Here is a 12,532-nt window from a genome sequence, read left to right on the forward strand (position 1 = left end):
GGTTCCTCCTCGCACGGGACGCCTAGGGTCTTTCGTTTGGATCCGAACGAGAGGCCCTAGTACGACTTGGGCAGGCCCAGGGTCTGGTGGGAGACGTAGTTGAGAATCATCTCCCGGCTCACCGGGGCGATACGAGACACGCGCGCGGCCGTTATCAGCGAGGCGAGCCCGAACTCGCGCGTGAGCCCGTTGCCGCCGAGGGTGTGCACGGCCTGGTCCACGGCCCGCACGCAGGCCTCGCCCGCCGCGTACTTGGCCATGTTCGCGGCCTCGCCCGCGCCGATGTCGTCGCCGGCGTCGTAGAGCCGGGCCGCCTTCTGCATCATCAGCCGGGCCAGCTCCAGGTCGATGTGCGCCTGCGCCAGGGGGTGCGCGATGGCCTGGTGGGCGCCGATGGGGGCCTTCCAGACCGTCCGCTCGCGGGCGTACGCGACGGCCTTGGCGAGTGCGTACCGGCCCATGCCGATGGCGAACGCGGCGGTCATGATCCGCTCGGGGTTGAGCCCCGCGAAGAGCTGGAGGAGCCCCGCGTCCTCATCGCCCACCAGCGCGCCGGCGGGCAGCCGTACGTCGTCGAGGACCAGCTCGAACTGCTTCTCGGCGGCGTTGAGTTCCATGTCGATCGGGTGCTTCTGGAAGCCCTCCGCGTCCGTCGGGACGATGAACAGGCAGGGCTTGAGGCGTCCGGTGCGGGCGTCCTCGGTGCGGCCGACGATCAGCACGGCGTCGGCCATGTCGACCCCGGAGATGAACACCTTGCGGCCGGTGAGCAGCCAGTCCGTGCCGTCCCTGCGGGCCGTGGTGGTGATGCGGTGGCTGTTGGAGCCGGCGTCGGGCTCGGTGATGCCGAAGGCCATCAGGCGACTCCCTCCGGCGAGCCCGGGGAGCCAGTCCCGTTTCTGCTGCTCCGTGCCGAAGCGGGCGATCACCGTGCCGCAGATCGCCGGTGAGACGACCAGCATCAGCAGGGGGGAGCCCGCGGCGCCCAGTTCTTCGAGCACGATGGAGAGTTCCGCTATGCCGCCGCCTCCACCGCCGTACTCCTCCGGGAGGTTGACGCCGAGGTAGCCGAGCTTTCCCGCCTCGCTCCACAGTTCGGCCGGGGGCCTGCCCTCGGCGACGGTGCGGGTGAGGTAGTCGCGGCCGTAGCGCTTGCCGAGGGCGGCCACCGCCGAGCGGAGGGCCTTGTGTTCTTCGGATTCGACGAGAGTGGTCATGCGGTTCCTCCGCGTGCGGGTCGTGGGTGGCTGGTCGCGCGGTTCCCCGCGCCCTCAGGTCGGCTGCACCACCGCCAGCACCGTGCCGGGCTCCACCTGCTGCCCTGGCTTGGCGTTCAGCGTGCTGAGCGTCCCCGCCGCCGGGGCCGAGATCTGGTGCTGCATCTTCATCGCCTCCAACCACATGAGGCCCTGACCCGCCCGAACCGTTGCTCCTTCGGTCAGGCCCTCGGCGATCCTGACCACCGTGCCCGGCATCGGGGCCACCAGGGACCCCGGCGCGAGCTGGGCCGTCGGGTCGGGGAAGCGGGGCAGGGCGGTGAGGCGGACGGTGTTGACGTGGACCTGGTCGCCGTACCGGGACACCTCGAACCTGCGGCGTACGCCGTCCGCTTCGAGCACCACCAGACGCGCGTCGGCGTGCACGACCCGGACCCCGTCGGCGGCCAGGCCCTCCCGGGTGTGCCGGTACCGGACCTCGTGCTCCTCGCCGTCCATCTCGTACCGCTTCACCTGCGGCTGGGAGGGGACGTTGCGCCAGCCGCCGAAGCGCGAGCGGCCGTGGGCGTCGGCGAGGGCGGCGGCCAGGGGGGCGTGGGGGTCGCGGGCGGGTTCGGTGAGGGCGTCGAGGTGGCGGTCGTAGAAGCCGGTGTCCATGCGTCCGCTCGTGAACTCCGGGTGGCGCAGGGAGCGTACGAGCAGGTCGCGGTTGGTGACCGGGCCGTGGACCACGGCGGACTCCAGCGCGCCCGCGAGCCTGCGGACCGCCTCCGCGCGCGTGGGGGCGTGCGCGACGACCTTGGCGAGCATCGGGTCGTAGTGGACGCCGATGGTGTCGCCGTCGGTGTACCCGGTGTCCAGGCGGACGCCTTCCGGTACGGCGAGCCGGTGCAGGGTGCCGGTCTGGGGGGCCCAGTCACGGGCGGGGTCCTCGGCGTAGAGGCGGGCCTCGACGGCGTGGCCGCGCGCGTGCGGGGGCTCGGCGCCGAGGGCGTGGCCCTCGGCGATCCGGATCTGTTCCGCGACCAGGTCGAGGCCGAAGACCGCCTCGGTGACGGGGTGTTCGACCTGGAGGCGGGTGTTCATCTCCAGGAAGTGGGCGCGGCCGTCGGCGACCAGGAACTCGACGGTGCCCGCGCCGGTGTAGGAGACGGCGCGGGCGGCGCGTACGGCCAGCGCGCGCAGCTCCTCCCTGAGCGCCGTGGGGAGTCCGGGCGCCGGGGCCTCCTCGACGACCTTCTGGTGGCGGCGCTGGAGGGAGCAGTCGCGGGTGCCGAGCGCCCAGACGGTGCCGTGGGTGTCGGCGAGGATCTGCACCTCCACGTGGCGGCCGTGTTCGAGGTACGGCTCCACGAAGACCTCGCCGTCACCGAAGGCGCTCGCGGCCTCGGCGCGCGCGCCCTCCAGCGCGGCCCGCAACTCGTCCGGGCGGCGCACGATCCGCATGCCGCGCCCTCCGCCGCCGGCCGCCGCCTTCACCAGGACGGGCAGGTCGGCCTCGGTCACCTCCTGGAGGGGCTCGATGCCCAGCAGGCGCTTGGCCCGGGTCTTGGACGCCATGGCCTCGATGGCCTCCGGGGGCGGGCCGATCCAGACCAGGCCGGCGTCGAGGACGGCGCGGGCGAAGCCCGGGTTCTCGGAGAGGAAGCCGTAGCCGGGGTGCACGGCGTCGGCGCCGGACGCCAGGGCCGCCTTCACGATCAGGTCGCCGCGCAGGTACGTCTCGGCGGGCGCAGCGCCCGGCAGCCGTACCGCCGTGTCGGCCACGCGCGCGTGGAGCGCGTTCTCGTCGGCGTCGGAATGGACCGCGACCGTCCGGATTCCCGACGCGCGGCAGGTGCGGAAGACACGGCAGGCGATCTCGCCCCGGTTGGCGACGAGCACACTGGAAATCACGGGATCCCTCACATCCGGAAGACGCCGAAGCCGCCGCGCGCGCCCTCGTAGGGCGCGGTGTGCAGGGCGGAGAGGCACAGGCCGAGGACGGTGCGGGTGTCGCGCGGGTCGATGACGCCGTCGTCGTACAGCCGCCCGGACAGGAACATGGGCAGCGACTCGGACTCGATCTGCTGCTCCACCATGGCGCGCAGGGCCGCGTCCGCGTCCTCGTCGTACGGCTGCCCCTTGGCCGCCGCCGACTGCCGGGCGACGATCGACAGCACGCCGGCGAGCTGCTGCGGGCCCATGACGGCGGACTTGGCGCTGGGCCAGGCGAACAGGAAGCGGGGGTCGTAGGCCCGGCCGCACATGCCGTAGTGCCCGGCGCCGTACGACGCGCCCATGAGGACCGACAGGTGCGGGACCCTGCTGTTGCTGACCGCGTTGATCATCATCGCGCCGTGCTTGATGATCCCGCCCTGCTCGTACTCCCTGCCCACCATGTAGCCGGTGGTGTTGTGCAGGAACAGCAGCGGGATGTCGCGCTGGTTGGCGAGCTGGATGAACTGGGCGGCCTTCTGCGACTCGGCGCTGAAGAGGACGCCCCGGGCGTTGGCCAGGATGCCGACCGGGTAGCCGTGCAGGGCCGCCCAGCCGGTGACCAGGCTGGTGCCGTACAGCGGCTTGAACTCGTCGAAGTCGGAGCCGTCCACGACACGGGCGATGACCTCGCGCGGGTCGAACGGGATCTTCAGGTCCCCGGGGACGATGCCCAGCAGCTCCTCGGGGTCGTGCTTGGGGGGCTCGGCCGGGCCGGGGTCCGGGTACGCCTTGCGGTGGTTGAGGCGGGCCACGACCCGGCGGGCCTGGCGCAGCGCGTCCGGCTCGTCCAGGGCGAAGTGGTCGGCGAGACCGGACACGCGCGCGTGCATCTCGGCGCCGCCCAGCGACTCGTCGTCGCTCTCCTCGCCGGTGGCCATCTTCACGAGCGGCGGCCCGCCGAGGAACACCTTCGCGCGCTCCTTGACCATGATCACGTGGTCGGACATGCCGGGGATGTAGGCGCCGCCGGCGGTGGAGTTGCCGAAGACGACGGCGATGGTCGGGATGCCGGCGGCGGAGAGCCGGGTGAGGTCGCGGAAGATGGCGCCGCCGGGGATGAAGATCTCCTTCTGTGACGGCAGATCGGCGCCGCCCGACTCCACCAGGCTGATGCAGGGCAGCCGGTTGGCGAGCGCGATGTCGTTCGCGCGGAGGGCCTTCTTCAGGCTCCACGGGTTGCTGGCGCCGCCGCGCACGGTCGGGTCGTTGGCGGTGATCAGGCACTCCACGCCCTCGACCACGCCGATCCCGGTGACGAGGGACGCGCCGACGGGGTACTCGCTGCCCCAGGCGGCCAGCGGGGACAGCTCCAGGAACGGGGTGTCGGGGTCCAGCAGCAGCTCGATGCGCTCGCGGGGCAGCAGCTTGCCGCGCGAGCGGTGCCGCCGGACGTACTTCTCACCGCCGCCCGCGAGCGCCTTGGCGTGCTCGGCCTCCAGCTCGGCGAGCTTGGCGAGCATGGCCGCGCGGTGGGCCTGGTGGTCGGGGCCGGTGGGGTCGACAGTGGTCCGCAGAACCGTCACAGCAGAGTCTCCGGGATGTCCAGGTGGCGGGAGCGCAGCCATTCGCCGAGGGCCTTGGCCTGCGGGTCGAAGCGGGCCTGCGCGGCGACTCCGGCGCCGAGGATGCCCTCGACGACGAAGTTGAGCGCGCGCAGGTTCGGCAGCGGGTGCCGGGTGACGGGCAGGTCGCGGGTCTCGGGCAGCAACTGACGGAAGGCGTCGGTGGTCAGGGTGCGGGCGAGCCACCGCCAGGCCTCGTCCGACCGCGCCCACACCCCCACGTTGGCGTTCCCGCCCTTGTCCCCGCTGCGCGCCCCGGCGACCAGGCCGAGGGGCGCCCGGCGGACCGGGCCGGGCGGGAGGGGCTGCGGGAGGGGCGGGGGCGGCACGGCGTCGAGGGGCCGGGTGTCCTGGGGCGGCGGCACGGGGACACGGCGTCCGTCGTGGAGGACGGCCCTGTGGTCGACGTCCCCATGGGGTACGTACACATCCTCGAACACCCCATAGGGGGAGCCCTTTCCGGGTGGGGCGAGCACATGGAAGCCCGGGTAGCTGGCGAGGGCCAGTTCCACGGCGGCCCCGCTGAGCGCCCGTCCCACGACCCGCTGGTCCGGGTCCCGGACGACGAGCCGCAGCAGCGCGCTGGCCGTCTCCTCGGTGTCCGCGTCGGCCCGGTCGGTGCGCACCAGTTCCCAGCGGACGTCCCGCGGGGGCGACTTGGCGAGCGCGCCGGCGAGCTGCTCCCGCACCAGGGCCGCCTTGGCCTCGATGTCGAGTCCGGTCAGGACGAAGACGACCTCGTTGCGGAAGCCGCCGAGCCGGTTGACCCCGGCCTTGAGCGTGGGCGGCGGCGGCTCCCCGCGCACCCCCTCGATCCGCACCCGGTCCGGTCCGTCCTGGCTCAGCCGTACGGTGTCCAGCCGGGCGGTGACGTCGGGTCCGGCGTAGCGGGCGCCGCCGGTCTCGTACAGCAGTTGCGCGGTGACCGTGCCCACGTCCACGAAGCCGCCGGTGCCCGGGTGCTTGGTGATCACGCTGGTGCCGTCGGCGTGGACCTCGGCGAGCGGGAAGCCGGGACGCCGTACGTCCCCCTCGCCGAAGAACGCGTAGTTGCCGCCCGTGGCCTGGGTCCCGCACTCCAGCACGTGACCGGCGACGACGGCGCCGGCGAGGCGGTCGTGGTCCGCCGGCCCCCAGCCGAAGTGGGCGGCGGCGGGGCCGGTGACGAGCGCGGCGTCGGTCACCCGGCCGGTGACCACCACGTCGGCGCCGGCCCGCAGGCACGCGGCGATGCCGAAGCCGCCGAGGTAGGCGTGGGCGGCGAGGGCGCCCGGGTGGGCGGCGGTCAGGTCGTCGCCCTCGACGTGCGCGACCCGCGCCGGGATGCCGAGCCGGTCCGCCAGCTCCCGTATCCGGCCGGCGAGTCCGGCGGGGTTGAGGCCGCCGGCGTTGGTGACGATCCGTACGCCGCGTTCGCGGGCGAGGCCCAGGCAGTCCTCCAGCTGGCGCAGGAAGGTGCGGGCGTAGCCGGCGGCCGGGTCCTTCAGCCGGTCGCGGCCGAGGATGAGCATGGTGAGTTCGGCGAGGTAGTCACCGGTGAGGACGTCGACCTCGCCGCCGGTGAGCATCTCGCGCAGGGCGTCCGCGCGGTCGCCGTAGAAGCCGGAGAAGTTGCCGACGCGCAGCGGGTTCACCGGCCGGCCCCCTTCGGCGGGCGGCCGGTGCCGGGCGGGCCCGCGAAGGCCTGGGCGATGCCGAGCCAGCGGTCGGCGTCCGGGCCCGCGGCCGTCAGCGCGAGGTCGTCCCGGTGGGCGCGCTGGGTGACCAGGAGGCAGAAGTCGAGGGCGGGACCGGTGACGCGCTGGGCGGCGCGCTCGTCGCCGTATGCCCACACCTGGCCGGAGGGCGCGGTCAGTTCGACCCGGAACTCCTCGGCCGGCGGGGTCAGCCCGTGCACTCCGAAGGCGAAGTCACGGGTGCGCACGCCGAGCCGGGCCACATGCCGGAGCCGGTCGGTGGGTGGGCGCACCACACCCAGCGCGTCGGCGATGTCCAGCCCGTGGGCCCAGGTCTCCATCAGTCGGGCGGTGGCCATGGAGGCGGCCGACATGGGCGGGCCGTACCAGGGGAAACGGGCACCGGCCGGTGCGTCGCGCAGGGCCCGGTCGAGGGCGGTGCGTCCGCCGCGCCAGGCCGCCAGCAGGTCGGCGGGCGGGAGTACGGCGCCCTCCTCCGCCCCCTCGCCCACGAACGCTTCGGGTGCGGCGAGCGCCCTCTCGACCAGCGCCCGGAAGGCGTCGGCGTCGGTGACGGCCAGCAGGGCCGAGCGGTCGGTCCAGGCGAGGTGCGCGATCTGGTGGGCGACGGTCCAGCCGGGCGCCGGGGTGGGAAGGGCCCACCGCTCGGGGCTCAACTCTGCTACGAGCCGGTCGAGTTCACCGCTCTCGGCACGCAGGTCGTCGATGACGGGCGTCGGGTCGGCCATGAGGGGGAGCATGGCAGCGGGGGGAGAAACAATCAAGCATGCTTGCATGAATTGATGGCCGGCAGGACCCCGGCACGGGGAGACCAACGGTCCGGGCGGCTCGGCCCGCTCCGCCCGGACCCGGGGTCACACCGCTTCCACCGGCGGATACACCGGCTCCCACCGGGCGGCCCGGACCGCCGCCTCGCAGTCGTCGAGGCCGGTCCGGGCGACACCCTCCTCCACCGCCACGCGGGCCACGGCCACGGCGACCGCCTCCGAGGTGGCCTGCAGGTCCCGGATCGGCGGCAGGACCGGCGCGCCGGAACGGGCGACCTCCGTGTCACCGGTCCGGCGGGCCACCGCGTCGGCCGCCGCGCGCAGCATGCGGTCGGTGACCCGGGAGGCGCGGGCGACGATCACACCGAGGCCGAGGCCGGGGAAGACCAGCGCGTTGTTGGCCTGGCCGATCTCGTACGTCGTGCCGTCCCGCTCCACCGGGGCGAAGGGGCTGCCGGTGGCCACCAGGGCCTTGCCGTCGGTCCAGTCGAGCAGGTCGGCGGGGGTGGCCTCGGCGAGGTCGGTCGGGTTGGACATGGGCAGGATGATCGGGCGCTCGGTGTGCCGGGCCATCTCGCGGACGATCTCCTGGGTGAAGGAGCCGCCCTGGCCGGAGGTGCCGATCAGGATGGTCGGGCGGGCCCGGCGGACCACCTCGTCCAGCGGGACGCCGGGCAGGTCCTCGTCCCGGCGCCAGTCGTCGACCTCGTCGGCGGGGCGGGCGTACGGCTTCTGGAAGTCCCGCAACCGGTCGCCCTGGTCGGTGGTGAGCAGGCCGTACCGGTCCACGCACCAGAAGCGGGCGGTGGCCTGCTCGGCGGACAGGCCCTCGGCGATCAGGGCGTCGCGCAACTGGTCGGCGACGCCGATGCCGGCGGTACCGGCGCCGAAGACGACGATCCGGTGCTCGGGCAGGGGCGTGCCGGTGGCGCGGACGCCGGACAGGACGGCGGCGAGGTTGACGGCGCCGGTGCCCTGGATGTCGTCGTTGAAGGTGCAGACCTGGTCGCGGTAGCGGTCGAGGATGCGGCGGGCGTTGGCGGTGCCGAAGTCCTCCCAGTGCAGCAGGGCGTGCGGGAAGAGCCGGGTCGCGGTGGTGACGTAGGCGTCGATGAAGGCGTCGTAGGCCTCGCGGTCGGCGCGCGGGTGGCGGTTGCCGAGGTAGAGGGGGTTGTCGAGGAGTTCCCGGCGGTTGGTGCCGACGTCGAGCATGACGGGCAGGGTGCGGCGCGGGTCGATGCCGGCGGCGGCCGTGTAGACGGCGAGCTTGCCGACGGCGATGTCGATGCCGCCGACGCCCCAGTCGCCGATGCCGAGGATGCCCTCGCCGTCGGTGGCCACGATCAGGTCGACGTCGTCGGCGCCCAGGCCGTGCGCGCGCAGGGAGCGTTCGATGTCGTCGGGGGCGTCCACGGAGAGGTAGACACCGCGCGGGCGCCGGTACTCCGTGCTGTACCGGCGGATCGCCGTGCCCACCGTGGGGGTGTAGACGACGGGCAGCATCTCTTCGAGGTGGTCGCCGACGAGCCGGTAGAACAGCACCTCGTTGCGGTCGTGCAGCGCGGTCAGGTTGACGCTCCTGGCCAGGTCGCCCGGCTGGTCCCGGAACTGGCCGTAGGCGCGTTCGGCCTGCTCGTCCTGCGTGAGCACACGGGGTGGGACCAGCCCGACGAGGTCGAGGGCGCGGCGCTCCTCCTCCGTGAAGGCGGTACCGCGGTTGATCCGGGGATCGGCGAGAACGGCCCGGCCCCGGGCGGTCACCTTCAGCGGGCTGGGGTGGGTGTCACGAGCGTCGGTCACGAGATCCGCCTTCCGTCCGGCCGGGCCCCTTCAGGCCACACACAGGAGTGTGCGGGAGAGGGGCGGGACGCGCAGGGTGAGCGGGGAGGAGTCCCGTGGGCACGGGCCTGGGAAGCGTCGTTCCGATGAGTGACCGGTACGACGCTCCCTACGCTTCCGGAGCCCGCAGGCCGGCCTTCGTCCGGGAGGTCTGGGTGCGTACCGCGCCGATCGTCGCCGCGATGACCAGGGCGATCGCCGCGGCCTCGGTGGGGGTGAGGGACTGGCCGAGGATCAGGAAGCCGGCCGTGGCCGCGATGGCCGGTTCCAGGCTCATGAGGATGGCGAAGGTCGGGGCCGGCAGCCGGCGCAGGGCCAGCAGTTCGAGGGTGTAGGGCAGGACCGAGGAGAGCAGGGCCACCGCCGAGCCGAGGGCGACGGTGGTGGGGTTCAGGAGCCGGCCGCCGGCGTCGGCGATGCCCAGGGGGAGGAAGAGGAGCGCCGCGACCGCCATGGCCAGCGCCAGGCCGTCCGCCTGCGGGAAGCGTCGGCCCGTACGGGCGCTGAAGACTATGTAGGCAGCCCACATGGTGCCCGCACCCAGGGCGAAGCCGACACCTGTGGGGTCCAGCTTGCCGAAGCCTCCGCCGCCGAGCAGGAAGACGCCGGCGAGGGCCAGGCCGGCCCACAGGGCGTTGATCGCGCGGCGGGAGGCCACGACGGACAGGGCCAGGGGGCCGAGGACTTCGAGGGTGACCGCCGGGCCCAGCGGGATACGGGCGACCGCTTCGTAGAACAGGCCGTTCATCGCGCCCATGGTGACGCCGAAGACGACGACCGTGCCCCAGTCGGCCCGGGAGTGCCCGCGCAGCCGGGGCCGGCAGACGAGCAGGAGGACGACGGCCGCCGCGAGCAGGCGCAGGGTGACGACGCCCAGGGCACCGGCCCTGGGCATCAGCGTGACGGCCAGCGCGCCGCCGAACTGGACCGAGATCCCGCCGGCCAGCACCAGCCCCACGGGTCCGAGTGAGCCGAGCGGGCCGCGCGGGGCGGCCGGATGCGCGCCGTCGCCCGAGGTGGTCGGGGTCGGCGTGGTGGTGCTGAGCGGGACGGTCACGAGCGGTCCTGGGCTTGGTCGGATTCGTGCATCTCGATGTACTACCAGGTCCAGGGTAATGGACTTCGACAGGGGCGTGAACCCTTGACGGGACTGTCCCGGATGCTGGGATCAGCCGCCCGGCCACTCCTCCTGGTCGCGCAACACCGGGGCCGTCGGGGCGGACGCCCTGGGAGCGTAGGCCGCCGGGGGCGCCTGGGCGTACGCCTCCTGCCCGTGGGCGTACCCGTTGCCGTACCCCTGTCCGCCGTACTCGGGCGTGTGCGGCGGCGCCGGTGTCCGCCGCTGTTCCCACAGCGGCATGCGCAGCTCCCCCGTGTCCAGCACCGCGTTGTTCTGCGAGCGGTGCAGCCGGGCGTAGGCGCCGCCCCGGGCGAGGAGTTCGCCGTGGCGGCCGCTCTCCACGACGCGGCCCCGGTCCACGACGAGGATGCGGTCCGCGTCCGGGGCGAGGTTCAGGTCATGCGTGATCATGATGGTCGTCCGGCCGGCCATCAGCCGGCGCAGGGGTTCGACGACGCGGCGGGCGGCCAGCGCGTCCAGCCCGGTGGTCGGTTCGTCCAGGACCAGGACGGGCGCGTCGCGCAGGATGGCGCGGGCGATGGCCAGGCGCTGGAGCTGGCCGCCGGAGAGCCGGGCCGAGTGGGTGTCGACCCGGGTGTCGTAGCCGTCGGGCAGCCGCAGGACGAAGTCGTGGGCGTCGGCCGCCTTCGCCGCCTGCTCGATCGCCTGGTCGCTGGCGCCGGGCCGGCCGCAGGCGATGTTGGCGCGCACCGTGTCGTGCAGCACCAGGGTTTCCTGCGGAAGCAGGGTGACGTACTCGCGCAGCCGGGCCAGCGGGAACTCCCGCACGGGCACGCCGTCCAGGAGGACGTCCCCGCGGTCCGGGTCGTAGAAGCGCAGCAGCAGCTTGGCCACCGTGGACTTGCCCGCTCCGCTCGGGCCGGTGACGATCACCAGCTCGCCGGGGCTGACCCGGAAGGAGAGGTCGTCGAGGGCGGCCGTCTCCGCGCCGGGGTAGCGGAAGGAGACGTCCCGCACCTCCACCGTGCCGTCCGGGCGGCCCACCCGCGCGTGGTGGCGGGGGTCCGCCACCGAGGGGTGCACGTCAAGGATCTCGATGAGGCGTTCGGCGCCGGCGGTGGCCGCGGTGACCGTGAGGCCGAGCTGGGCGAGGCCGCGGACGGGCGGATAGAGGTAACCGAGGAAGGCGGCGAAGGCCAGCAGCTGCCCGAGGGTCATGCGGCCGGTGGAGATCTCCCAGGCGCCGATGCCGATGACGGCGAGCACGCACACCGTCTCGATGACCTGGACCAGCTGCTCGTAGGCCTCGTTCAGACGGGTGGAGCGGACGGAGGCGCGGAACCAGGCGCTCGCCTCCTCGCGCAGCCGGCGGCGCTCGGCGTCCCGGCGGTCGTACGCCTGGGTGAGCACGATGTTGCCGAGGGACTCCTCCACCACGGAGGTGATCGCGCCGTCGGCGACCCGGCCCTCGCGGGAGACGTCCCTGATGGAGCCGGAGAAACGGCGGGCGGCCAGCCAGAACAGGGGGGCCAGGACGAAGGTGGCCGCGGCCAGGTCCCAGCGCAGCCAGAACGCGGCGGCGGCGTAGAAGAGGGCGGAGAAGGCCGCCGAGGCGGCGCCGACCAGGCCGGACACGACCATCGTCTCGATCGCCTCGACGTCGCCGGTCAGCCGGGAGAGCAGATCGCCCTGGCGGTGCCGCTGGAAGAAGTGCGGGGGCAGTTGCTGCACGTGGTCGAAGACGTGCTCGCGCAGCCGCATCACGAAGCGCTCGGTGGCCCATGCGGCCAGCGAGTTGCCCGCGTACGCGACGAGCGCGCCGGCCACCGCGATCCCCAGCCACTGCGCGGCCGGGCTCCAGAACGCGGCGAGCGAGCCCCGCTGGAGGGCGTGGTCGGTGAGATCACCGAACAGCAGGATGGCCTCGGTCTCCGCGAGCGCGGCGAGCACGGTGCACAGCCACACGGCCAGCAGCCATTTCCTGAGCCCCTTGGTCAGCGGCCAGAAACGGCGGAACGCGGTACGGGCGGGAACAGCGGGTGTTCCGTACTCGAATTCTTCACCCTCGTCAGCCATCAGAAATCCTTTCCGAATCACCTTCCCAGAGGAAGAGGAAAAGGGGTCGACGGTGCACCGTCGACCCCTTCCGGCTCAGCGTCCGATCACTGGTCCCGGCCGGCCGGCGGCTGGGGAAGCGGCTGGTGCGCGCGCTTCTTGGGCTTCGGCTGCGGCGGCGGGAGCTGCTTCGTCCTGGACTTGGGGGGCAGCGGGGAAAGCTTCTTGAAGCTCATTCCGACTCCTAATGTCGCGCTTTTCCTGTGGTGCTGAATTCCGCGTCCGGAACCCGACACCGAAGAAGTTACACGCCTCTCGGGCCGCCGGACGGCAA

The 12,532-nt window shown here is 73.5% G+C and carries 9 protein-coding genes; all 9 read right to left on the reverse strand.

Translation table 11 applies throughout. From position 1 onward, the window contains the following. Nucleotides 1–56: 56 nt before the first annotated feature. A complete protein-coding gene (locus ACZ5DC_RS16385) occupies nucleotides 57–1,217 on the reverse strand; it encodes an acyl-CoA dehydrogenase family protein (RefSeq protein ID WP_468653228.1) in 1,161 nt (386 codons plus the stop codon). A gap of 54 nt (nucleotides 1,218–1,271) precedes the next feature. Then, the gene (locus ACZ5DC_RS16390) at nucleotides 1,272–3,113 is read right to left on the reverse strand and encodes an acetyl/propionyl/methylcrotonyl-CoA carboxylase subunit alpha (protein WP_468653230.1); all 1,842 of its coding nucleotides are present in this window, start codon (nucleotides 3,111–3,113) and stop codon (nucleotides 1,272–1,274) included. Nucleotides 3,114–3,121: 8 nt separating this feature from the next. After that, nucleotides 3,122–4,720 carry an acyl-CoA carboxylase subunit beta gene (locus ACZ5DC_RS16395; protein WP_468653232.1) on the reverse strand — a complete coding sequence of 533 codons (1,599 nt, stop codon included), beginning with the start codon at nucleotides 4,718–4,720 and terminating at the stop codon, nucleotides 3,122–3,124. Beyond that, the gene (locus tag ACZ5DC_RS16400; protein ID WP_468653234.1) at nucleotides 4,717–6,393 is read right to left on the reverse strand and encodes an acyclic terpene utilization AtuA family protein; all 1,677 of its coding nucleotides are present in this window, start codon (nucleotides 6,391–6,393) and stop codon (nucleotides 4,717–4,719) included. The genes ACZ5DC_RS16395 and ACZ5DC_RS16400 overlap by 4 nt, the downstream gene beginning before the upstream one ends. After that, on the reverse strand, nucleotides 6,390–7,184 hold the full coding sequence (locus ACZ5DC_RS16405; RefSeq protein ID WP_468653236.1) for a TIGR03084 family metal-binding protein: 795 nt from the start codon (nucleotides 7,182–7,184) through the stop codon (nucleotides 6,390–6,392). The genes ACZ5DC_RS16400 and ACZ5DC_RS16405 overlap by 4 nt, the downstream gene beginning before the upstream one ends. Nucleotides 7,185–7,310: 126 nt before the next feature. Then, nucleotides 7,311–9,023, reverse strand: a complete 1,713-nt coding sequence (locus tag ACZ5DC_RS16410) for an NAD-dependent malic enzyme (RefSeq protein WP_468653238.1) — start codon at nucleotides 9,021–9,023, stop codon at nucleotides 7,311–7,313. Nucleotides 9,024–9,171: 148 nt separating this feature from the next. Beyond that, the gene (locus ACZ5DC_RS16415; protein WP_468653240.1) at nucleotides 9,172–10,119 is read right to left on the reverse strand and encodes an EamA family transporter; all 948 of its coding nucleotides are present in this window, start codon (nucleotides 10,117–10,119) and stop codon (nucleotides 9,172–9,174) included. Nucleotides 10,120–10,230: 111 nt separating this feature from the next. After that, nucleotides 10,231–12,219 (reverse strand): ABC transporter ATP-binding protein, encoded by a 1,989-nt coding sequence (locus ACZ5DC_RS16420; RefSeq protein WP_468653242.1) that lies wholly within the window; start codon nucleotides 12,217–12,219, stop codon nucleotides 10,231–10,233. An 86-nt stretch (nucleotides 12,220–12,305) separates the two neighbouring features. Further along, nucleotides 12,306–12,434 carry a hypothetical protein gene (locus ACZ5DC_RS16425; protein WP_468653244.1) on the reverse strand — a complete coding sequence of 43 codons (129 nt, stop codon included), beginning with the start codon at nucleotides 12,432–12,434 and terminating at the stop codon, nucleotides 12,306–12,308. Between the last annotated feature and the right edge of the window lie 98 nt (nucleotides 12,435–12,532).

Source organism: Streptomyces sp. NPDC031445 (genome assembly GCF_055581365.1).